Below are 21,702 nucleotides of genomic sequence, written 5' to 3' on the forward strand. Positions count from 1 at the left end.
CATCTATAAAAGATAATAAAAAACTACGTGGAAAGACCGCATTTTATATAAAAATATACGTTAAGTTGATGGATGTGGGGAAAAACCACATTTTCACTTTCAAATTTTGTTGTTCTACTTTCCCCATTTTTTTACGGATCTTTAAATGCGAAACAGCTATAACGAGATAAACGAGCAACGCAATCCCGCCAGATGCATTCACTAAAAATAAAAAGACTTTATCTGGAGATATGTAACTAAAAACAACTCCAATATAAGCGAAGAACGTTCCGAATAAAACGGCCCGAACTGGAACACCACTACTATTCAATTTCAAAAATGCCTTTGGAGCATCTCCTCTTTCTGCCATTGAAAAAAGCATTCTTGAGTTCGTATATAAACCAGAATTTAAACAAGAAAGTACAGCTGTTAAAACGATAAAATTCATAATTTGTGCTGCCGCTGGTATCCCTATATGTTCCAGTACCGCTACAAACGGACTTTTTAATATGTTCGCTGAATTCCATGGAAGAAGTGTAACAACTACAGCAATCGATCCAATGAAAAATACGAGAATACGCCAAATTACACTATTTGTTGCTGTTTTTACTGCTTTTACAGGTTCAGCAGATTCTCCAGCAGCTACTGCAACAATCTCAGATCCCATAAATGAAAATATTACGACAGTAATTCCAAGTAGCACCGAACTTATACCGTTTGGCATAAATCCTCCTTGTCCTACTAAATTCGAAGTGCCAGGTGCTTCCGTTCCTGGTACAAATCCTAAAATAACAGCTAGTCCAAGACAAAGGAACAAAACGATACTTATTACTTTAATAAAAGAAAACCAATATTCAAACTCTCCAAATGATTTCACCGAAAAAACATTCGTCAATGTTAATAAAATCGTTAATATTAGGCTTAATAACCAAAGAGGGATTTCTGGAATCCAGTATTGAATAATACCAGCACCTGCTGTGGCTTCTATCGCAATAACAATTACCCAGAAAAACCAATATAGCCACCCAATTGTATAACCGGCCCATGGACCAATTGCTTCTCTTGCATATGTTGCAAATGACCCACTTGTCGGGTTAATAGCTGCCATTTCCCCAAGCATTCTCATAACGAAAACGACTAGAAGTCCTGCTAATGCATATGAAACGATAGAACCTGGCCCTGCTGAATGCACAACTGCCCCACTTCCAACAAACAAACCAGCTCCTATTACGCCGCCAATTGAGATCATTGTAATGTGGCGTATTTTGAGGTCTTTCTTAAGATTTTTATCCAACTCTTATACATCCCCTTCCAAACGTAATTTTGAAATTTATGTAAGAGTATTATGTGAAAACTTTGCCTACACTTTAAAATATATCAAAATATTCTGAATTTAACAATTGTAATGCAAGCTCCTATAAAAATTATTACATTAGGTTTAATAATTTTCCATATACAATTGTTGAGAAAATTATAGCTACCTTACGAAAGAACGAATTTTCAGATATCATTAAATAAACAAGATTATACATCTAGACAACTTTTTGTATAGGAGTGTTGATATGTTAAACAAGTTCAAATTCATTTGTTGTACGTTAGTAATTTTTTTACTGCTACCACTAGCCCCCTTTCAAGCACAAGCAGCAAACAATTTAGGATCAAAACTACTCGTTGGATACTGGCATAACTTTGATAACGGTACTGGCATTATTAAATTAAGAGACGTTTCACCAAAATGGGATGTAATTAATGTATCTTTCGGGGAAACTGGTGGTGATCGTTCTACTGTTGAATTTTCTCCTGTGTATGGTACAGATGCAGAATTCAAATCAGATATTTCTTATTTAAAGAGTAAAGGAAAAAAAGTAGTTCTTTCAATTGGTGGACAAAATGGAGTCGTTTTACTTCCTGACAATGCCGCTAAGCAACGCTTTATTAATTCCATACAATCTCTCATTGATAAATACGGTTTTGATGGAATAGATATTGACCTTGAATCAGGTATTTACTTAAACGGAAATGACACTAATTTCAAAAACCCAACTACTCCTCAAATCGTAAATCTTATTTCGGCTATTCGAACAATCTCAGATCATTACGGTCCCGACTTTCTATTAAGCATGGCTCCTGAAACAGCTTATGTTCAAGGCGGTTATAGTGCATACGGAAGCATCTGGGGTGCATATTTACCGATTATTTACGGAGTGAAAGACAAACTGACATACATTCACGTTCAACACTACAACGCTGGCAGCGGGGTTGGAATGGACGGTAATAACTACAATCAAGGTACTGCAGACTACGAGGTCGCTATGGCAGATATGCTCTTACATGGTTTTCCTGTAGGTGGTAATGCAAATAACATGTTCCCAGCTCTTCGTTCGGATCAAGTAATGATTGGACTTCCTGCAGCACCAGCGGCCGCTCCAAGTGGTGGGTATATTTCTCCAACTGAAATGAAAAAAGCTTTAGATTATATCATTAAGGGAATTCCTTTCGGAGGAAAGTATAAACTTTCAAATGAGAGTGGCTATCCTGCATTCCGCGGCCTAATGTCTTGGTCTATTAATTGGGATGCAAAAAACAACTTTGAATTCTCTAGTAACTATAGAACATATTTCGATGCGATTCCCTTGCAAAAATAATGAAAACAACAATAGGTTTTATATGACCTATTGTTGTTTTTTATTTACCACCAATTAACATCGCTCGTTCATCAAAATCAAATTGAGAATGATGATGTGGAATTGAATACATTAGTTACTCTTTTGCTTCAATATAAATACTGAAAGTTCAGGTACACTCCAAAATCTAACAGGCATTCGGGTTGTCCCAATACCACGATTTACATATAAATATAACGGCTTACTCTTCCCCTCTACTTCATACATACCTTCAACATGACTCTCAGCTAGTTTTGTCGTAATGAATGGACCGATAAAAGGAATTTGAACTTGTCCTCCGTGACTATGGCCTGACATTTGAAAATCAACTGGGTAACGTGCTACTTTGTCTACAACATCCGGCTCATGTACTAATAACATATTGAAATCTTGTTGCCTTACATGTTTTAAAGTTGAGTCTATTTGCGGCTTACCTAATAAAAAATCATCCAAACCTGATATTGTAATATATTTGCCGTTTTCCGCTTTAATTTTCTGCACTTCATTGACTAACACAGCGAAACCAGCTTCCTCCATATATTTTTTATAAAATAAACTACCTCCGCCGCCTCTATCATGATTCCCAAACACTGCATATTTCCCTAAGGGTGCATGTATTTTTTGTAAAATCCCTTTCGCTTCTTCTCTTTCGGCTTTATACGATCCAAACTTATCTATTAAATCCCCTGTGAAAACTACTACATCCGGACTTAATGCATTTATCTTCTCCACCAAATTTTCTAATTGTTTCAGTGTGAATTCTGGCCCTAAATGTATATCTGAGAACTGCAATATTTTTTTATTATGAAACTCTTTAGGAATTGTAGAAGATTCTATTTCATTCCACGTAACTGTTACTAGTTTTCGTTCTATTTCTGTCGCATAGAAATACAAACTTATAGAAATCATTACTACACTTACAAAACTGATTATAGATACCTTGACGATTGATTTTTTTTGTTCTTCTTTTACGTGATACGTATTCATGTTCTCACCTCTAGAAGTACTTTAAAACCTTATTGTTACATGAATGTGACAACACGAACAATGTTAGTTATATTTAATTCCAGCCCTGCTCACTTTGACAAATTTATACAGAAGTCATAACATATTTTTATAATACATAGATTCTTAAAAATGTTCCATTTATTCTTTTATCATTTTATTAAGGAGAGATTATTCATGTCTGTATTTACACCAGAAGAAATTACGGAACTTGCTGCTAATTCCGGAAGAAAAAAAGCTCATTTATCATTACTCCCTATGCTAATTCTCGGTTTTTTTGGCGGTGCTTTCATAGCATTAGGGTATTTACTCGATATTCATGTTATTGGAACAATGCCAAAGGCTTGGGGATCATTTACTAGTTTTCTAGGCGCTGCTGTATTCCCTATCGGTCTTATTCTCGTTATTCTTGCAGGCGGTGAACTAGTAACTGGTAACATGATGACAGTTTCCATGGCCTGGCTTCAAAAGAAAATTACTTTATTTTATTTCATACGAAATTTAATTATTGTTACATTGAGCAATTTCATAGGTGCTGTATTCGTTGCTTATTTTTTCGGTCATATCGTCGGATTAACAGAGGGAGCTTTTTTAGCAAAAACAGTTTCTATTGCGCAAGCTAAACTACAAGATACACCACTACAAGCCTTCATTTCTGCAATCGGATGTAATTGGCTCGTTTGTTTAGCTGTTTGGCTTAGTATGGGAAGTAAAGAATTTATCGGAAAGATTATCGGCATTTGGTTCCCAGTTATGACTTTTGTTGCAATTGGATTTCAACACGTTGTAGCCAATATGTTTGTCATCCCAGCTATAATTTTTGCAGGTCATTTAACTTGGTTTGAATATTTTCCAAACTTCATTTTTGTTTTCTTCGGAAACTTAGTAGGAGGTATGTTATTTGTAGCGTTACCTTATTTCATATCTTATAATAAGAAACTACCTTCTACTAAAGAACAAACGGAATTAAAGAAAAAATCTGTATCCGCTTAAATGGAACGACTATACAGCAATCCTGAAAAATATTACAAATTCCATTTTTTTTATGAATATATGTGCGTACACTTGTTCTCGAATGTTTTATACGTTATAATAACAACTTAAATAGCATTATTTACATATGAGGTGAAAAACATGAACAAAACAGAATTAATCAAAAACGTAGCACAAAATGCTGAGATTTCTCAAAAAGAAGCTACTGTAGTTGTACAAACTGTAGTAGAATCAATCACTAACACTTTAGCTGCTGGTGAAAAAGTACAACTTATCGGATTCGGTACATTCGAAGTTCGCGAAAGAGCTGCTCGTACAGGCCGTAACCCACAAACTGGTGAAGAAATGCAAATCGCAGCTTCTAAAGTACCTGCTTTCAAAGCTGGTAAAGAACTAAAAGAAGCTGTAAAATAATGAAAAATAGCCTTCTCGTTTACGAGAGGGCTATTTTTTCATTACATAATTAATAAAAATCTGACCATTATGCTCTTTCTTTTGTTCCTTTATGCAAATAAAGCCTTTACTTTCAAAAAAGGGTTTTGCTGTAATACTTGCTTCTGTATAAATCCCCCTATGCCCCAAGTTCACTGCTTCTTGTTCTAACTTTTGTAGTATGTATGAAGCTATCCTTTTCCTTTGATAATCTTTATGTGTAAATAAACGATCTACGTAATGATCCTCATTATAATCCCCAAATCCGACTATCATACCGTTATAATCCGCTACATAACTAATATTCTTTTCTAAAGACTTTAACCAGCTTTCCCTATCTAGTTGATCTGGTGCCCATGCCTGTAGCTGTAACACGTTATAATCTTTTGCATTAATTGTATGAACTGTTTCATAGAACAACTGTAATACTTGTTCTAAATCCTCTTTATGGAATGTTCTAATGATTATATCTTTTAACATATATGAACCTCCTTACTACACTATCATTTAACTTTTCTACCATCTAGTATTCAATATTTCTGCTTTATTATATCTTTTTTCTTTCTATATAAACAAAAAACAATACTTATTTCAAAGTATTGTTTTTTGTTTAAAAGCATATGCAATTACTCTATAGATTTAAAGTTTTATTATTTTAACTTCACTCTTTGCAATCGTAATGCATTTAATACAACTGATACAGAACTAAATGCCATAGCCGCTCCTGCAACCCAAGGTGCTAAGAAACCGAACGCTGCAATCGGGATTCCTAAACCGTTATAAGCTAGTGCCCAGAATAAATTTTGCTTAATATTTCTTATCGTCATCTTACTCATAAAGATTGCATCAGCAATACTATTTAAATCGCCACGAATTAACGTAATATCTGCCGCTTCCATCGCTACATCCGTTCCTGTTCCAATTGCCATACCGATATCCGCCGTAGCAAGTGCTGGAGCATCATTTATTCCGTCTCCAACCATTGCTACTTTCTTACCTTGCGCTTGAAGTTTTTTCACTTCTTCTGCTTTTCCTTCTGGTAATACTTCTGCAATTACATGTTCAATACCAACTTGCCCCGCAATCGCCTGAGCAGTTTGCGTATTATCTCCTGTAATCATCACAACGTCTAGACCCATTTTCTTAAGCCTTGTAATAGCTGCTTTTGAAGTATCTTTTACAGTATCTGCAACAGCCACTATACCAGCATATTCTTTATTAATTGCAATAAGCATTGCTGTTTTACCTTCTCGTTCTAACTCTTCCATCGATTTAGAAACTTCTTCAATATCAATATTGAATTTCTTCATTAATCGGCGTGTACCAATTAATAATTGTTTCCCTTCTACGACTGATTCAATACCGAATCCAGGAATCGCTTCAAACGTTTCTGAACTTGGAATATCAATTTTCTTTTCTTTAATTCCTTCTACAATCGCTTCTGCAAGTGGGTGTTCAGAATTTTTTTCTGCCGCACCTACTAAACGTAATATTTCTTCTTCATTGAATCCATCTGCGACAATTACATCCGTTAACACTGGCTTTCCATTTGTCACAGTACCTGTTTTATCTAGAATAACTGTATCCAATCGATGCGTTGCTTCTAAATGCTCTCCGCCTTTAAATAAAATACCATACTCAGCTGATCTTCCTGATCCAGCCATAATAGATGTAGGTGTCGCAAGACCTAATGCACATGGACAAGCGATAACAAGTACTGCTATCATTTTCTCAAGTGCTCCGCCAAAATCACCTGGTGTAACAAATATCATCCACACTGCAAATGTAATAATAGCAATCACAACTACAACCGGTACGAAAATACCTGAAATTTGATCTGCTACCCTTTGAATAGGAGCTTTTGAACCTTGAGCCTCTTCTACTACTTTAATAATTTGAGCTAATGCAGTATCTCTTCCTACCTTAGTTGCTTTCACTTTTAAAAATCCATTTTTATTCATTGTAGAACCGATTACTACATCCCCAATTGTTTTATCAACTGGAATACTTTCACCTGTTAACATCGATTCATCTATTGCTGACTTTCCTTCTACAATCTCACCATCTACCGGAATTTTTTCACCAGGCTTTACATAAACGATATCACCAGCTACTACTTCTTCGATTAAAATTTTCATTTCTGTTCCATCTCGCACAACTGTAGCTGTCTTTGCTTGTAAACCCATCAACTTTTTAATTGCTTCTGATGAACGTCCCTTTGCTTTTGCTTCAAATAATTTACCTAAAATAATTAGTGTAATAAGTACCGCGCTCGTTTCAAAATATAAATCTGTCATGTGTTCCGAAGAACCGATAGATTGAATGCTTAAATATACACTATAGAAATAGGCGGCCGACGTTCCAAGTGCCACAAGAACATCCATGTTAGCACTTTTATTACGTAACGCTTTATAAGCCCCAACATAAAACTGTCCACCAATGATAAATTGAACTGGCGTTGCAAGAGCTAGCTGCACCCAAGGGTTCATAAGCATATCAGGTAAATAAATAAACGATGTAAATGAGAAGTGACTTACCATTGCCCACAGTAACGGGAATGATAAAATAAACGAAATAATAAACTTCTTCTTTTGTCGCTCAATTTCTTGTAAGCGATGATCAGTTGATCCATCTTGCTCATCTGATTTCACTTCCAATTTATATCCTAATTTCGTAATTGCACTCTTCATTTCATTTACATTAATTTCATCAGGATTAAAATCTACTGTAGCTGATTCCAAAGCGAAATTTACTGTCGCCCTGTTCACACCTTCTAACTTATTTAAACGCTTTTCTACTCTATTGGCACATGCTGCGCATGTCATTCCTGAAACAGTAAATTCAGCTTTATCACTTACAATTCCATATCCTAACGATTCAACTTTTTCCTTAAATTGTTGCGGATTTGTTTTTTGGGGATCATATATTATTTTCGTTTTTTCAAGTGCAAAATTTACATTTGCATCATGAACACCTTCTACTTTTTTTAGGCCTTTTTCAATTCTATTTGCACATGCGGCACATGTCATTCCTGATATTTGAAGATTGACCTCTTTTTGTTCATTCATGTCTCTCACCTCTATATACCCTTATGAGGTATAATTATTAGCAAAATAAATCGTACTTCCTATAAAGTACGATTTATTTCCATATCTAAAAATAATTATTGAACATCGTATCCTTGATCTTCGATTACAGCAATAATATCTTTTAATGTTACAGCAGACGAGTCGATAGTAACTTCAACAGTTCCTTCTGCTAATTGAACTTTCACTTGTTCAACACCGTTTAGCTCTTTCACACTGCTTTCGATAGCATTTACACAATGTCCACAAGACATACCTTCAACTTGTAATGTTAACTGTTCCATTTAAAATCCTCCTCTTGTTTATTCATTGTTTGTTAATCACAGTTACATCTTACCATACCCCCCTAAGGTAATCAATGGTTTTTTATCATGATTTTTCAATTATTTTCTAAAAGTTTATTTTACACACACTTTTTCACACCAATACAAGGATAAACAAAAAACAAGCTAGTTACACACTAGCTTGTTTTTACGCTTTTGAAAAACGTTCAAATACTGTCATTAATTCTTCGATTGCTTCGTCACCATTACCATTTTTAATTGCACCTGAAACACAATGACTCGTATGGTTTTTTAATACACCCATTCCTACTTTTTTCATCGCTGCATTAATCGCTGAAATTTGCACTAAAATATCCACGCAATACCGATCATTTTCAATCATATTTTGAATACCCCGAACTTGCCCTTCAATTCTCTTCAATCTATTTATAATTTGCTCTTTTTCTTTTTCTGATCTATGTGTTACTGCTTCATGCTCTTTATGCCCCATATTATCACCTTCTTAAAGTTTCTCTTCATCCAATAAAACAATTACTTTTACGAGTATACCAATTATAGCATTAAATATCTATGCATGATACCCCATATGAGTATATTTCCACTTTATGTTTATTCTTAACACATTGTTAGCTTCTCAGTCTTAATTTTCATTATACCCTTTCCTTTTTTCAAAAAACAATAATAAGCGAGGGTTGTCCATCCCCGCTTATTATTCATTCCCAAATATAAAAGCCTCAATCTTCACACATGTAAATTGAGACTTTTTCTTCCTATATATAATTATTACTGATCACATACTTTTGTATCATTCACTACTGAAGTTCCTTCAACGGTTACCGTATGAAAACAGTCATTTACACGAACTGTCACAACATTATCTTGCCGATCAATGATATGATATTCATTAAAATTTTTATTTAGAGCACTGCGAATTTGTTCTCCTTCATAAATTGGGATACCATGCGATAAAACCCAAATAAGTCCAGCGATAGCGAGAATAGTTTTCATACGATCTACCTCCTTAAGAATATAGTGAACTTTTCATCCGTGCTTTTTCAGCTCTACGAATCATAATTGGAATGAACCAAGCCTTTTCGGAAATAAGTTCATTTCGTCTATTTTATGTTTATGCTAATTGTGAACGAATTGTGACAACTTTTTGTCTCTTTAGACGAAAAATTGAAACAAAACTTTCAAAAAGGACAATTCTACTTACGCAAACAAAAGGCTATGGAGAATTTCCCCATAGCCTTTTGCTTACATTTAATTAGACGATCATTTCATTATGTTTAATAGTAAGTGTTTCAATTTGAATGGTAGCATGTTCAATATGAAACTCTTGTTTTAACATATCAATAATATTTTGAAGTACTTCTTGATCATCCTGTTTTTTATCAATCATTACATGGACGCTTAATGCGTCTAGTCCAGATGTAATTGTCCAAATATGAAGATCATGTAAATCACGTACACCTTCTACTCCTTTAATCACTTGCTTCACTTTCTCTAGTTCAATTGCAACGGGTGTACCCTCCATAAGTATATGAATGGAATGTTTTGTTACTCCCCACGCGCTCTTTAAAATTAATAAAGCAACAACTACTGAAATAATTGGATCTGCTATATACCATGAGAATAACGACATAAGTACCCCAGCTACTAATGCTCCCACTGACCCTAAAGCATCTCCAAGAACATGTAAATACGCGCTACGTAAATTTACATTATTTTTCACATCACCTTGTCTCCTCAGTGCCCATGCACTAATTAAATTTGCTAGTAAACCAATTGATGCGATTAACATCATTGGACCACTTGAAACAGTTGGTGGTTCAAAAAACCGACCAATTGCTTCCCATACGATAAGCCCTGCTACAACAAATAACGTAATTCCATTAATTAATGCCGCCAAAATCTCAAAACGATAATATCCATACGTTTTTTTAGAAGTAACCGTTCTAGCTGCTAATCCAATAGCAATTAAACTTAATAATAAGGAACTTGTATCGCTTAACATATGTCCTGAATCAGATAATAAAGCCAAACTATTTGTAACTAGTCCCCCGAAAAATTCAAGGAACATGATAGTTGCTGTAATCACTAAGGCTGTAATTAATCCTTTTCTGTTACCTTTCCTACTTTCCTCAAAATGATGATGGCCATGGGAATGCCCGTGAGCATGCCCATGATGTTGGTGACCGTGATGATGTCCCATATAAATACCTCCTTTTAATTTTGTTTGTCTTTCATAATTCCACTATTAAATTTTTATTTTATTTACAAATGGCTCTTTTCTTATTTGAATCGAACTTGTTGGACAGCCGTCACTTGCCGCCAACATTGCTTGCAAGAAAGTTTTTGGAATACCCATTATTCCTTGGTTATTATCTAATACACCAAATGATTTTCCTCTTCCGTCTACCTGATATATATCAGGTGCTATAGAAATACATAGTCCACATGCCTCACAATTCTTTTTATTTACAACCGTATAATATAACACTATAAATCACCTCTGATATAAATATACAATACGTAGGTAGGGTATATTTATACCAAACTTCCTTCTAAAGTTTCTATTTCTCTAGTTAAATAATAATAGCATATCGGTTTTAAATCGCTATCTAATTCATAAACCAATGGTGTTCCTGTTGGAATGTTCACATTTTCTATATCTTTATCTGAAATTTGATCTAAATGTTTTACTAAAGCACGTATTGTATTGCCGTGTGCTGCTATAATTACTTGTTTACCAGCTTTTACGTTAGGAGCTATCTCTTCATTCCAATAGGAAACAACTCGTTTTTCTGTATCTTCTAGATCTTCTGTAAGAGGAAACTCATAATATTTTACATCTCTATATTTCGGATGTGCTGCTTCATATCTTTCGTCATCTTTTGTAAGTGCTGGTGGGCGTACATTTGTTGAACGTCTCCATAATGTTACTTGTTCATCGCCATATTTTCTCGCTGTTTCTTCCTTATTTAATCCTTGAAGCGCACCGTAATGTCGCTCATTTAATTTCCATGTTTTATGAACAGGTATCCACATCAAATCCATTTCTTCGAGAGTAATCCATAAAGTACGCATCGCTCTTCTCAAAACAGATGTATATGCGATATCAAACGAGAAACCATTAGCTTTCAGCATTATTCCAGCTTCTCTTGCTTCTTTCATACCTTTCATTGATAAATCAACATCTGTCCAACCTGTAAACCGATTTTCAACATTCCATTCACTTTGTCCATGTCTTATTAATACAAGTTTAACCATACTTATTATCTCCTCTCCTTTGAAAGTTGCATTTTCATAAAGAAGTATCTTTATGAAAATGCATTGTTACATATTTAGTTCTTTTTTGTTTATTTCACTACTATGACTAAACGCTAATTCAATTAATCCATTTACGTGAGAGTCATCTAATGAATAAAAAACAAGTTTCCCCTCTTTACGCTTTTTCGCCAATCCTATCGTTTGTAATAGTCTTAAGTGATGTGAAGCTGTTGCAATACTACTATGAATAATACTTGCGACATCACGTACGCAAAGTTCCTTTTCTGTATACAACGCATAAGCAATTTTTAAACGTGTTTCATCTGCAAGTGCCTTAAACATCTTCGCTACACTACTTATATTCTCTTTCTCTAGCATATCACTTGCATGTTTTACTTTTTGCTCATCATGATAACAAAGTTCACAATACTCTTCACTCATATGTAACACCTCTTATTCAAATATATATTTGATTATGTATGTAGTATACCTTATAAACAAGAAACATTCAAATGTTTATTTGAATGTTTCTCGTTTATATTAAATTACTCGCTTTCTCACTAGCTTTTTAATTGATGGATACGTTGCTTTTAAACAATAATGAAAAAAGGTAAGCAATCGCTCACCTTTTCCCTCTTCTATATGTGACTAACAAACCTCAATCCTTTACTTAAAGAAGTCGGTACAACAGATGCATGGTTCTCCCCTTCCGCCTCATAAAACGTAAATCGAAACTGATCGTGTTTTACTTTGAAAAGGCGCTCTGATAATTCGTTTGCCCCTACAACCATATGCTCTCGTTCAAGTGAACCAACTGTAAGAAATACTCCTGTTTTAACCTTTGCCTTGTTTAATTCATTTATAAGATTCCCTTCTTTTTCAAGCACAGATTGGTTATTCCACCAAATAGATGGACTACTAATAAAATAATTTTGAAAGGCATTTATGTTTGTAAATAATATATGTAAAGCAAATAGTCCACCTAAAGAATGCCCAAATAGTGTTTGCTTTCCTTTATCAATTTCAAAATTCTTTTCAATTTGCGGCTTTAATTCTTCTTCAATAAAAGTAAAGAAATGATGTGCTCCTCCTGTTTTAGGCCAAGGTTTACCATCTGGTTTTAAAGCCGCATCTTTTGAAATTACGCTAGGCGTAAAATCATAACATCTTTCTTCACCTGAAAATGCCCCTTCGATTGGATAACCAATACCTACTATAATGGCTGGTGAAACACCTGTTTTTTCCGCTCTAACTGATTGTATTTTAACCGCTTCATGGAATGTTTGAAAAAAGGCATTACCATCTAATACGTAAATGACAGGATATCCTGAATCCAGTGCTGGTTGCCTCGGCTTTGAAATATGAATTTGATATTCCTTACCATCTAATTTTGAATACATGTTCCACTGTTCAGTATTAGATGTTACAATCTGCTGTTTTTCAATCGTAGTGTTCATCTTATATCCCCCCTTCTTAACTCGTTACATATATTTCTACTTTTTCTTCTTGAAATACAATGCTATCATAACCGAAGCAAACAGGAGACCCATTATACGGATCAATCATGACACGTGCATCAATATGAAATACTTCTTTTAACACTTCATTTGTAATGATTTCTTCTGGGCTACCAGTTGTAACGATTTCTCCTTCCTTCATTGCAATAATTTCATCTGAAAACCTTGCTGCATGGTTAATATCATGTAATACCATAACGACCGTACAATTATGGTCTTTATTTAATTTCTCCACAATTTGTAATACATCTAATTGATGAGACATATCAAGATATGTAGTTGGCTCATCTAATAACAACACTTCTGTCTCTTGTGCCAAAGCCATCGCTAGCCATACCTTTTGTCGTTGACCACCTGATAAATTTGCAATTTGTCTCGTTCGAAATGCAGAAGTTTTCGTTATATCTAATGCCCAGTCAATCATCTCTTTATCTTTTGAAGTTAACTTATTTACATTATTTCGATGTGGATAACGTCCATAAGAAATTAATTCTTCTACTTTAAGCTCTCCTGGTGCAATTGGAGTTTGCGGAAGTAGAGCTAACTGCTTCGCAATTTCTTTCGTTGGAATTGTATGTAAATCTTGTCCTTGCAAATATACTTTACCACTCTTTTGCTTTAAAATTCTTCCCATCGTTTTTAACAGTGTCGATTTACCGCACCCATTTGGTCCTATAATTGTCGTTACTTTTCCTTCTTGTATTTCCACATTTAAATCGCGAAACACTGTAAGCTTTTCATAACTTGTTTCTAAATTTTTCGCACTTAAAATACTCACTTTTATTCCTCCTCTTACGCTTTCGCCTTATAAAGTAAATATAAGAAATAAGGTACACCGACAATAGAAATAACGATTCCAACTGGTAACTCTACAGGTGTGAAAACTGTTTTTGCGATAAAGTCTGAAGCAATTACAAGAAACATTCCAATTACTCCGCACGTAGGAATGATATGCTTATGCTGAATACCGACAAGTCTTTTCGCTATATGCGGTGCCATTAATCCGATGAAACCAATACTTCCTGAAACTGCAACACATGCGCTTACAAGTCCGATACTACTTAGTAGTAAAATTGATTTCTCTCTTTCTACTGAAACACCTAAACTTGTAATACTCGTTTCTTCCAATTGAAATAAATCTAATAAATAAGCTTTCTTTTGTATAAGTGGAATCAGTATGATAAGCCACGGTAACATTGCAATAATATACTTCCAGTTTGCACTATATATACTGCCTGACACCCAAACTGCAGCCATCTCGAAATCGGTTGACTTCATTTTGAGTGATAAATACATAGAAAAGGCTCCAAATCCTGATCCAATCGCAATCCCTGTTAATAAAAGACGCTGCGAATCTAACTTACCATTTTTCCAAGAAAACAGATAAATGATGATAGCTGCACCTAATCCGCCTACTAAACCAAACATTGGCATCATCATAATAGAAACCCAGTCTGTGCTTTTTAATTGCCCTTGGAAGAAAAACATAAAAATGACGATTGCTGTTCCTGCTCCTGCATTAACTCCTAAAATACCTGGGTCTGCCAATCCATTTCTCGTAATTCCTTGAATAACAGCACCTGCAACACCGAGACCTACCCCTACTAATCCCGCAATTATGATGCGCGGGAGACGAAACTCAAAAATAACTAAATCATGGTCTGGTACTGGATCTATTCTAAGGAGTGTTTTACATACATCTGTAATCGTAATATCAAACGTACCATTCGTTAAACTAATATAAATAGCACATAGTATTAAAAATATACTAATCCCCATCGTCATTCCAAAACGTTGACTTGAACTTTTAAGCATGTCTCTCTCCTCCTCTTGTACGGATTAAATAAAGGAAGAAAGGAATTCCAATTAAGGAGGTAACGACTCCAATCGGTGTTTCAAATGGATAGTTTACAAACCTACTTAAAATATCACATAACGCTAGAAAAACGCCGCCAATAACGCCTGCGCATGGCAAAATCCACTTATAATCTACCCCAATTATAAAGCGAGTAATGTGCGGAATAATTAAACCTACAAAACCAACTTTCCCCACTAAAGCAACTGCCGTTCCTGTTAAAAAGATAACTGATAAAATAGCCATCGCTTTAACTAGTTTTGTACGCTGCCCTAGGTTAATAGAAACTTCTTCTCCTAAAGAAAGAATCGTAATAGATTTTGATATTAACAGCGCTAAAACTATTCCAATTATCCCAAACGGTATCGTAATTTTAATGATATTAGGGTCTACTTGGTCTAATTTTGCATTAAACCAAAAACTAACATTTTGAGAAATTTGGAAGTATGAAGCCATTGCAGCAGACACACTGCTTAAAAATGTTCCAATAACTGTCCCAATAATCGCTAACCGAACTGGCGATAAACCATTTTGAAGGAGCGAACCAAAACCAAATACGATACCGGCTCCTAATGCAGAACCAATCATTGAACATACAACCATACCAATCGATGACATTCCCGGAAGAAAAATCATACAAAGTGTAATAACAAAAGCTGCCCCATCCGTCACACCCATAATAGAAGGGGATGCAAGATAGTTTCTTGTCATCCCCTGCATAAGTGCTCCTGATATGGCTAGAAATGCTCCAACTAAAAGAGCTGCAACTACCCTTGGTAAACGTGAAGTAATAATAATATTATGATTTACATCACTTGAATCAAAATGAAATAACGCGTTCCACACCGTTTCAGCATCAATACTTTTCGCCCCATACAAAATAGAAAGTATAACTGTAAATAAGATGAGTATGGGTGCTATACATAATATAGTTACTGGTACTGCATTTGTTTTCTGCATATCATTCAACGCACCTTACTTATTGTATTATTTAGATAAATTTTTCACTGTTTCTTTTAAGAACGCTGTTTTACTCCAAGCAGTACCACCTTGTGCCATTGGATCAACAACGTTTACAAATACTTTCTTTTCTTTCGCAGCATTCATACTTTGCCAAATTGGATTATTTTCAATTTCTTCTAGCACTTTCGGGTTTTTATTTTCAGTTGTTTCATATTGTAAGAAAATATAATCTGGGTTTAGTTCAGCAAGTTTTTCAAATGAAATTTTCTCTTGTGCTTTTACAGTTTTCAATTGTTCTGGAACAGTTAATCCAAGATCTTTATAAATTACAGGGTTGAAGTATACTCCTTCTGGGTATAGGAATAATTCGTTTGCTCTTAGTCTGATTACAAGGACTTTTTTGTCTTTTAACTTATCTCCTAATTTTGCTTTTGCTTTTTCAGCGTCCGCATTGTAATCTTTAATAATTTTTTCAGCTTTATCTTTTTTACCAGTTAATTCCCCCATTAACTTTAAGTTATCTTCCCAATTTGTTGAAACATGTGATACCGGGAATGTAGGAGCTACTTTCGTAAACTTTTCAGCTGTTTCTGCTGGGAATTTCGTACTAGATGTAATAACGTCTGGTTTTAATTGAAGTAATGTTTCGAAATTTGGTTGCATTTTCTCACCAACAGATTTCGCACCTTCTAAATCTTTCTCCAGATACTTTGGTAATTTACCACCAACCGTAATCGCACCAACTGGTTTAATTCCAAGTACTGCTGCATCTTCCATTGACTCTAAACTAGCTGTTGCAATTTTATCTACTTTTGCTGGCACTGTATATTCTTTACCTAAATATGTAATTTTTCGTTTTTCGTCTTTTTTCGTCTCACTAGCCTTTGTCTGTTGAGTTTTTTCTCCTGAAGTTTTATCCGCACTATTACATGCTGCTAGTCCTACACTTAAAACTGTTACCATACCTAATGTAAATAACTTCTTATTCATCTTTAAATATCTCCTCTCGAATTTCCAAACTATATTCTCAATAAAATTTAACTATATGAAACTTGTCCTACATATATATTTTATTAGATTAATAATTCTATCCAGAACTCATTCTCGTTCACTTCCCCTAAGCTATAATTCTTTTATACCTCACCCATTGATAATCTTTTTTATTGATAATGATTATCGTTACTAATTATATATTTAATATGTAATTATTTCAAGAAAGATTTGAAAAATTTTAACAAACTGAATTAAAAAAGAAGTATCCGCCTCATGTTAGGTAGATACTTCTTTTTTTAGAAATTTATATGTAATTCAACTGGGCAATGGTCTGACCCCATTACTTCACTATTAATTTTCGCCGCTGTTATTTGGTCTTTCATTCTCTAGGAAACAACAAAATAATCTAAACGCCATCCAATATTTTCACCTTTGTAATCTTGCTCTTACATTTATGAATACATACATACACACTTTATTCAGGTTATACTAATTTCAGAGGTGATGTTCTTTGCACAATGAAGGAGTTACGTTAACAAATGAGCATTGGCAAGCAATTATTCATAATGATTCTTCCTATGATAGCAAATTCTTTTATGCCGTGAAATCAACCGGGATTTTTTGCCGACCGTCATGCAAATCAAGAATACCGAATAAAAACAATGTACGAATTTTTCATCATGCAGAGCAAGCATTAAGTGAAAACTTTCGCCCGTGCAAACGTTGTAAACCAAATGGGCTCACTTTACCTAATGAAGAGTGGGTAGAACAAATTAAAGAGTATATCGAAAAACACTTTGATGAATTATTAACTCTAGACATACTTGCGGAAATGTGCCATGGTAGCCCCTTTCATTTACAACGCACTTTCAAAAAAATGACAGGAATAAGTCCGATAGAATATATACAGCAGTTCAGAATTGTTAAAGCAGCAGAACACCTTTTACACACAAATCAACCCATTAAAGAAATTAGTACTGCCGTCGGGATAGAAAACCCAGAATATTTCGCAACTTTATTTAAAAAGAAAACTGGATTTACCCCTACTGAATATCGAAAAAAGAATGAAATGAAAGAGGGATACAATAATGAATTCTTACAAAAATAATTATATATATTGGACGCTACTGACACATGCAAATTGGAAGTTTCATATTGCTGCAACTGAAACTGGACTATGTTTCATTGGATCACAAAACGAAACCTTTGAAGAAGTAAATATATGGGCTAGAAAAAAACTGCCTCAACATATATTGATCCATAGTCCAGATTACTTACAAATATATACAAAAGAAATTATCGAGTATTTAGAAAACAAGAGAGAAACCTTTACATCCCCTATCGCTGCTTACGGAACTGCATTTCAATTATCTGTTTGGAGTACGGTACGTGAAATTCCTTATGGAAAAACATATTCTTATACAGAAATTGCAGATAAAATTCAAAAACCTACAGCGGTACGTGCCGTTGCGTCTGCTATTGCTGCCAACCCAATTCTCATTATGATTCCTTGCCACCGTGTTATTGGAAAGAATGGTAAACTAACTGGTTTTAGAGGGGGATTAGAAATGAAGAAAGAATTGCTTGCATTAGAAAAATTACAGGTGGAATTCATATGACAGCCGAATATAGTAACGCATTAACTTTAACAGTTCCAACAGAATTTAGTTTTCAAGAAAATTTACGCTATCTATCCCGTTCTAACAATGAATGTATGTTCCACATTGAAGATAACAAAATTTATAAAGTTATCCCTGTTCACGATGTAAATCCTTTAGTTGAAATTAGTATGAATGCGGATGATACTATTCAAATACGTTTTTTAGGAGAAACCTATATCTCTGCAAAACCGATACGCGATGCTGTAGCTAACTATGTAACTGAATGGTTTGATTTAACTACTGATTTAGCTCCCTTTTATACATTAGCTAAACATGATGTACTCCTTCAAAGACCAATTGAACAATATTATGGCCTTCGTACTTTAGGTATTCCAGACTTATTTGAGGCACTTTCCTGGGGAATTATCGGACAGCAAATTAACCTCACTTATGCTTATACACTAAAAAGAAGATTAGTCGAGACATTTGGAAGTTATGTAGAATGGAACGATAGAAAGCATTGGATATTCCCATCACATGAAACAATTGCCAATTTACACGTAGAGGATCTCAAAAATTTAAAAATGACGACTAGAAAATGTGAATATTTAATCGGTATTGCAAAGCTTATTACAGAAGGAAAACTATCAAAAGAATCTTTACTACAAACACAAGATGTAAAGATTGCTGAAAAACAATTAACTGCTATACATGGTATAGGTCCGTGGACCGCTCACTATGTTTTAATGCGCTGTTTACGATTCCCTTCCGCTTTTCCAATTGACGATGTTGGTTTGCACAATGCAATTAAATATATAACAGGTTCTAAAAGTAAACCGACTAAACAGGAAATAAAAGATTTTGCGGCAAATTGGATCAACTGGGAGTCTTACGCAACTTTTTATTTGTGGCGAGTATTATACTAAAAAACCAAGTAGCGTTTTTGCACTACTTGGTTCTTTTTTAAGCTTGTTCTTCAAATCGTCTTGCAATTTCTATAATAACTTGAACAGCTTTTTCCATAACATCTACCGAAACATACTCAAATTTACCGTGATAGTTTTCACCACCTGTGAAAATATTTGGGGTTGGTAATCCCATATACGATAATTGTGATCCATCTGTTCCACCGCGAATCGGATGAATATTTGGTTCGATATTTAAACTTTTCATTGCCTCATATGCAATATCAACAATTTCTCTCACTGGTTCAATCTTTTCAAGCATGTTATAGTATTGATCATTCATTTCTAAAACGACTGCATCTCGTCCATACTTCTCTTGCATTTGCTTCACAATATTTTCAACGTTATGTTTACGCGCTTCAAAATTTTCACGATCAAAATCTCGAATAATATAATACGCTTTACTTTGCTCAACATCACCATTTAAAGAAAGTAAATGATAGAATCCTTCATACCCCTCTGTATATTCTGGTGCCTCTTCTACTGGTAAATAGCTATTAAACTCCATAGCAAGTTTAGTTGCGTTACGCATTTTATTTTTCGCTGTTCCAGGATGTGTATTCGTTCCGTTAAACGTTAACTTAGCACCTGCAGCATTAAAGCTTTCATACTCTAAACCACCTAATGGACCTCCATCCATCGTATAAGCAAATGAAGCGCCAAACGCTTCTACATCAAAATGCGCTGGGCCGCGGCCAATTTCTTCATCCGGCGTAAACGCAACTCTAATTTTCCCATGTTTAATTTGCGGATTATGTATTAAATAATTCATTGCAACCATAATTTCTGTAAGACCAGCTTTATCATCTGCTCCTAACAGTGTTGTACCGTCCGTTGTAATAATCGTATGTCCTTTATAAGACGGTAATTCTGGGAACTGTTCTGGCGTTAATACAACATTAAGCTCTTCATTTAATGTAATTGCGTTCCCGTCAAAGTTTTCATGAATTTGTGGTTTTACATTTTTTCCAGTAAAGTCTGTTGCTGTATCTAAATGTGCTAAAAAGCCGATTACAGGAACATCCTTATCCGTATTAGCCGGAAGTGTTGCCATTACATATCCGTTATCATCCATCGTTACTTCTGTTAACCCAATTTCTTTTAACTCTTCAACTAATAACTTACCAAACTCAATTTGTCCTGGTGTTGTTGGCACTGTATGACTGTCTTCATTTGATTGCGTATCAATCTTTACATATCTCGTAAATCTTTCAATAAGTTCTTGTTTCAAATTCATTCACTCCCTTTTATACTTCTTTCTCTATTATAATCCTTGAGACGAAATATTTTAACTTTTTTGACTGTGAATACATATATTTCATTTGTATTTTAGCTATTTTAAATACCGGCTGAAAAGTCGTAAAATTTGTACATTAAAACCCTTACATGTAATATACATAATTATACAATATGGGAGGTTTTAAAAATGAGGCTAACTCTCTTTCGCTATTTTCTTTTTTTCTTAGGGTTAATCTTCTTTGGGCTTGGAAATGCTCTTGCAGTCAAAGTAAAATTTCTCGGTTTACATCCTTGGGAAGTTTTAAATATGGCTCTCTACCAAAGGTTTGGATGGACGATTGGTACGTGGAGTGTCATATGTGGGTTATGTCTCGTTCTCATTTCTTTACTAGTAGATCGAAAATATATAAATGTGGGAACATTTTTAAATGCACTACTTATCGGTCCCATTATGGACTTTTTCTTACAATCAAATATTCTTCCAAACGCTAGTGATTATTTATGGATAAACTTACTCATTTTATTTTCTGGTATTGCCATTACAGGTATCGGTGGAGGTATGTATGTTGCGGCTGGAATTGGTGCTGGACCTCGTGATGGATTCATGCTTACTATTTCCGACAAAACAGGTCTATCTATTAGCCGTGCTCGAATCATTGTAGAATGCATTGTACTAGTTATTGGATTTATGCTAGGTGGTCCTGTTTTTATCGTAACTTTTCTGTATACCTTTATTCAAAGTCCAATCTTTCAGCAATCATTTAAGGTATTTCAAACACTTTTACATACTCTACATAACAAAAAGAAAATTAGTGAACATGTTTAAAGTACAATTTAATACAAATAAATTCACC

General features: G+C 34.5%; 23 protein-coding genes and 2 pseudogenes. 7 read left to right on the forward strand and 18 right to left on the reverse strand.

The window, feature by feature from the left end:
- Nucleotides 1-46: 46 nt before the first annotated feature.
- A pseudogene (locus PDQ33_RS21375) lies at nucleotides 47-1,273 on the reverse strand (amino acid permease); the annotation flags it as partial.
- A gap of 268 nt (nucleotides 1,274-1,541) precedes the next feature.
- On the opposite strand from PDQ33_RS21375, the gene PDQ33_RS21380 reads away from it, so the two are divergent.
- Nucleotides 1,542-2,624 carry a chitinase gene (locus PDQ33_RS21380; RefSeq protein ID WP_000932461.1) on the forward strand — a complete coding sequence of 361 codons (1,083 nt, stop codon included), beginning with the start codon at nucleotides 1,542-1,544 and terminating at the stop codon, nucleotides 2,622-2,624.
- Between the two features lie 111 nt (nucleotides 2,625-2,735).
- Here the strand turns inward: PDQ33_RS21380 and PDQ33_RS21385 are convergent, their stop codons facing one another.
- Entirely contained in the window at nucleotides 2,736-3,629 is an 894-nt protein-coding gene (locus PDQ33_RS21385; protein ID WP_270394046.1) for a metallophosphoesterase, read from the reverse strand.
- Between the two features lie 195 nt (nucleotides 3,630-3,824).
- Here PDQ33_RS21385 and PDQ33_RS21390 point away from each other — a divergent pair, with 195 nt between their 5' ends.
- On the forward strand, nucleotides 3,825-4,640 hold the full coding sequence (locus PDQ33_RS21390) for a formate/nitrite transporter family protein (RefSeq protein ID WP_000110527.1): 816 nt from the start codon (nucleotides 3,825-3,827) through the stop codon (nucleotides 4,638-4,640).
- Nucleotides 4,641-4,781: 141 nt separating this feature from the next.
- Nucleotides 4,782-5,054: an HU family DNA-binding protein gene (locus tag PDQ33_RS21395; protein WP_001043904.1), complete on the forward strand. Its 273-nt coding sequence runs from the start codon at nucleotides 4,782-4,784 to the stop codon at nucleotides 5,052-5,054.
- A gap of 30 nt (nucleotides 5,055-5,084) precedes the next feature.
- Here PDQ33_RS21395 and PDQ33_RS21400 read toward each other — a convergent pair whose 3' ends face one another.
- The 15 genes and pseudogenes from PDQ33_RS21400 to PDQ33_RS21470 all read right to left on the reverse strand — a co-directional run.
- Nucleotides 5,085-5,552, reverse strand: a complete 468-nt coding sequence (locus PDQ33_RS21400) for a GNAT family N-acetyltransferase (protein ID WP_061131634.1) — start codon at nucleotides 5,550-5,552, stop codon at nucleotides 5,085-5,087.
- 170 nt (nucleotides 5,553-5,722) lie between these two features.
- Nucleotides 5,723-8,140 (reverse strand): heavy metal translocating P-type ATPase, encoded by a 2,418-nt coding sequence (locus tag PDQ33_RS21405; RefSeq protein ID WP_061131633.1) that lies wholly within the window; start codon nucleotides 8,138-8,140, stop codon nucleotides 5,723-5,725.
- Nucleotides 8,141-8,235: 95 nt separating this feature from the next.
- Complete coding sequence (gene copZ / locus PDQ33_RS21410) at nucleotides 8,236-8,442, reverse strand: copper chaperone CopZ (RefSeq protein WP_061131632.1); 207 nt, start codon at nucleotides 8,440-8,442, stop codon at nucleotides 8,236-8,238.
- A 187-nt stretch (nucleotides 8,443-8,629) separates the two neighbouring features.
- Complete coding sequence (locus PDQ33_RS21415; RefSeq protein ID WP_000509877.1) at nucleotides 8,630-8,932, reverse strand: metal-sensing transcriptional repressor; 303 nt, start codon at nucleotides 8,930-8,932, stop codon at nucleotides 8,630-8,632.
- 293 nt (nucleotides 8,933-9,225) lie between these two features.
- Nucleotides 9,226-9,450, reverse strand: coding sequence for a hypothetical protein (locus PDQ33_RS21420; protein WP_086408993.1), 225 nt, complete (start codon nucleotides 9,448-9,450; stop codon nucleotides 9,226-9,228).
- Between the two features lie 259 nt (nucleotides 9,451-9,709).
- Complete coding sequence (locus PDQ33_RS21425) at nucleotides 9,710-10,657, reverse strand: cation diffusion facilitator family transporter (protein ID WP_270756563.1); 948 nt, start codon at nucleotides 10,655-10,657, stop codon at nucleotides 9,710-9,712.
- A gap of 45 nt (nucleotides 10,658-10,702) precedes the next feature.
- Nucleotides 10,703-10,945, reverse strand: a complete 243-nt coding sequence (locus PDQ33_RS21430) for a ferredoxin (RefSeq protein WP_000967685.1) — start codon at nucleotides 10,943-10,945, stop codon at nucleotides 10,703-10,705.
- A gap of 47 nt (nucleotides 10,946-10,992) precedes the next feature.
- Entirely contained in the window at nucleotides 10,993-11,715 is a 723-nt protein-coding gene (gene gpmA / locus PDQ33_RS21435; protein ID WP_270756562.1) for a 2,3-diphosphoglycerate-dependent phosphoglycerate mutase, read from the reverse strand.
- 66 nt (nucleotides 11,716-11,781) lie between these two features.
- Nucleotides 11,782-12,156 (reverse strand): ArsR/SmtB family transcription factor, encoded by a 375-nt coding sequence (locus PDQ33_RS21440; RefSeq protein WP_061131629.1) that lies wholly within the window; start codon nucleotides 12,154-12,156, stop codon nucleotides 11,782-11,784.
- Nucleotides 12,157-12,353: 197 nt separating this feature from the next.
- Entirely contained in the window at nucleotides 12,354-13,172 is an 819-nt protein-coding gene (locus tag PDQ33_RS21445) for an alpha/beta hydrolase (protein WP_001098336.1), read from the reverse strand.
- Between the two features lie 16 nt (nucleotides 13,173-13,188).
- Nucleotides 13,189-14,010: an ABC transporter ATP-binding protein gene (locus tag PDQ33_RS21450; RefSeq protein ID WP_061131628.1), complete on the reverse strand. Its 822-nt coding sequence runs from the start codon at nucleotides 14,008-14,010 to the stop codon at nucleotides 13,189-13,191.
- Between the two features lie 14 nt (nucleotides 14,011-14,024).
- Nucleotides 14,025-15,047 (reverse strand): FecCD family ABC transporter permease, encoded by a 1,023-nt coding sequence (locus PDQ33_RS21455; RefSeq protein WP_000920465.1) that lies wholly within the window; start codon nucleotides 15,045-15,047, stop codon nucleotides 14,025-14,027.
- Nucleotides 15,040-16,047 carry a FecCD family ABC transporter permease gene (locus PDQ33_RS21460; protein WP_001173060.1) on the reverse strand — a complete coding sequence of 336 codons (1,008 nt, stop codon included), beginning with the start codon at nucleotides 16,045-16,047 and terminating at the stop codon, nucleotides 15,040-15,042. Before PDQ33_RS21460 ends, PDQ33_RS21455 begins: the two co-directional genes overlap by 8 nt.
- 27 nt (nucleotides 16,048-16,074) lie before the next feature.
- Complete coding sequence (locus PDQ33_RS21465) at nucleotides 16,075-17,040, reverse strand: iron-hydroxamate ABC transporter substrate-binding protein (protein WP_061131627.1); 966 nt, start codon at nucleotides 17,038-17,040, stop codon at nucleotides 16,075-16,077.
- 299 nt (nucleotides 17,041-17,339) lie between these two features.
- Nucleotides 17,340-17,477, reverse strand: a pseudogene (locus PDQ33_RS21470) (exodeoxyribonuclease III); the annotation flags it as partial.
- A gap of 77 nt (nucleotides 17,478-17,554) precedes the next feature.
- Here PDQ33_RS21470 and adaA point away from each other — a divergent pair.
- From adaA to alkA, 3 genes are read left to right on the forward strand one after another with little or no spacing between them, the layout of a single operon-like run.
- The gene (adaA, locus tag PDQ33_RS21475) at nucleotides 17,555-18,151 is read left to right on the forward strand and encodes a bifunctional transcriptional activator/DNA repair enzyme AdaA (RefSeq protein ID WP_061131626.1); all 597 of its coding nucleotides are present in this window, start codon (nucleotides 17,555-17,557) and stop codon (nucleotides 18,149-18,151) included.
- A complete protein-coding gene (locus tag PDQ33_RS21480; protein WP_061131625.1) occupies nucleotides 18,132-18,662 on the forward strand; it encodes a methylated-DNA--[protein]-cysteine S-methyltransferase in 531 nt (176 codons plus the stop codon). Before adaA ends, PDQ33_RS21480 begins: the two co-directional genes overlap by 20 nt.
- Nucleotides 18,659-19,570 carry a DNA-3-methyladenine glycosidase II gene (alkA, locus tag PDQ33_RS21485; RefSeq protein WP_061131624.1) on the forward strand — a complete coding sequence of 304 codons (912 nt, stop codon included), beginning with the start codon at nucleotides 18,659-18,661 and terminating at the stop codon, nucleotides 19,568-19,570. Before PDQ33_RS21480 ends, alkA begins: the two co-directional genes overlap by 4 nt.
- A 37-nt stretch (nucleotides 19,571-19,607) precedes the next feature.
- On the opposite strand, the gene pepT is transcribed toward alkA, so the two are convergent.
- Nucleotides 19,608-20,840: a peptidase T gene (gene pepT / locus PDQ33_RS21490; protein WP_000806991.1), complete on the reverse strand. Its 1,233-nt coding sequence runs from the start codon at nucleotides 20,838-20,840 to the stop codon at nucleotides 19,608-19,610.
- 195 nt (nucleotides 20,841-21,035) lie between these two features.
- Between pepT and PDQ33_RS21495 the strand changes: the two genes are divergently transcribed.
- Entirely contained in the window at nucleotides 21,036-21,674 is a 639-nt protein-coding gene (locus PDQ33_RS21495) for a YczE/YyaS/YitT family protein (protein ID WP_001241263.1), read from the forward strand.
- Nucleotides 21,675-21,702: the final 28 nt, after the last annotated feature.

Source organism: Bacillus cereus group sp. Bc031, assembly GCF_027716265.1.
GTDB lineage: Bacteria > Bacillota > Bacilli > Bacillales > Bacillaceae_G > Bacillus_A > Bacillus_A paranthracis.

Coding starts and splice junctions, on each gene's coding strand:
- PDQ33_RS21445 (WP_001098336.1), bottom strand. CDS start 13,172: ATGAACACTACGATTGAAAAACAGCAGATTGTAACATCTAATACTGAA.
- PDQ33_RS21400 (WP_061131634.1), bottom strand. CDS start 5,552: ATGTTAAAAGATATAATCATTAGAACATTCCATAAAGAGGATTTAGAA.
- PDQ33_RS21455 (WP_000920465.1), bottom strand. CDS start 15,047: ATGCTTAAAAGTTCAAGTCAACGTTTTGGAATGACGATGGGGATTAGT.
- PDQ33_RS21390 (WP_000110527.1), top strand. CDS start 3,825: ATGTCTGTATTTACACCAGAAGAAATTACGGAACTTGCTGCTAATTCC.
- PDQ33_RS21440 (WP_061131629.1), bottom strand. CDS start 12,156: ATGAGTGAAGAGTATTGTGAACTTTGTTATCATGATGAGCAAAAAGTA.
- PDQ33_RS21460 (WP_001173060.1), bottom strand. CDS start 16,047: ATGCAGAAAACAAATGCAGTACCAGTAACTATATTATGTATAGCACCC.
- PDQ33_RS21395 (WP_001043904.1), top strand. CDS start 4,782: ATGAACAAAACAGAATTAATCAAAAACGTAGCACAAAATGCTGAGATT.
- PDQ33_RS21380 (WP_000932461.1), top strand. CDS start 1,542: ATGTTAAACAAGTTCAAATTCATTTGTTGTACGTTAGTAATTTTTTTA.
- PDQ33_RS21420 (WP_086408993.1), bottom strand. CDS start 9,450: ATGAAAACTATTCTCGCTATCGCTGGACTTATTTGGGTTTTATCGCAT.
- PDQ33_RS21495 (WP_001241263.1), top strand. CDS start 21,036: ATGAGGCTAACTCTCTTTCGCTATTTTCTTTTTTTCTTAGGGTTAATC.
- PDQ33_RS21465 (WP_061131627.1), bottom strand. CDS start 17,040: ATGAATAAGAAGTTATTTACATTAGGTATGGTAACAGTTTTAAGTGTA.
- gpmA (WP_270756562.1), bottom strand. CDS start 11,715: ATGGTTAAACTTGTATTAATAAGACATGGACAAAGTGAATGGAATGTT.
- PDQ33_RS21405 (WP_061131633.1), bottom strand. CDS start 8,140: ATGAATGAACAAAAAGAGGTCAATCTTCAAATATCAGGAATGACATGT.
- PDQ33_RS21480 (WP_061131625.1), top strand. CDS start 18,132: ATGAATTCTTACAAAAATAATTATATATATTGGACGCTACTGACACAT.
- alkA (WP_061131624.1), top strand. CDS start 18,659: ATGACAGCCGAATATAGTAACGCATTAACTTTAACAGTTCCAACAGAA.
- copZ (WP_061131632.1), bottom strand. CDS start 8,442: ATGGAACAGTTAACATTACAAGTTGAAGGTATGTCTTGTGGACATTGT.
- PDQ33_RS21415 (WP_000509877.1), bottom strand. CDS start 8,932: ATGGGGCATAAAGAGCATGAAGCAGTAACACATAGATCAGAAAAAGAA.
- PDQ33_RS21425 (WP_270756563.1), bottom strand. CDS start 10,657: ATGGGACATCATCACGGTCACCAACATCATGGGCATGCTCACGGGCAT.
- PDQ33_RS21385 (WP_270394046.1), bottom strand. CDS start 3,629: ATGAATACGTATCACGTAAAAGAAGAACAAAAAAAATCAATCGTCAAG.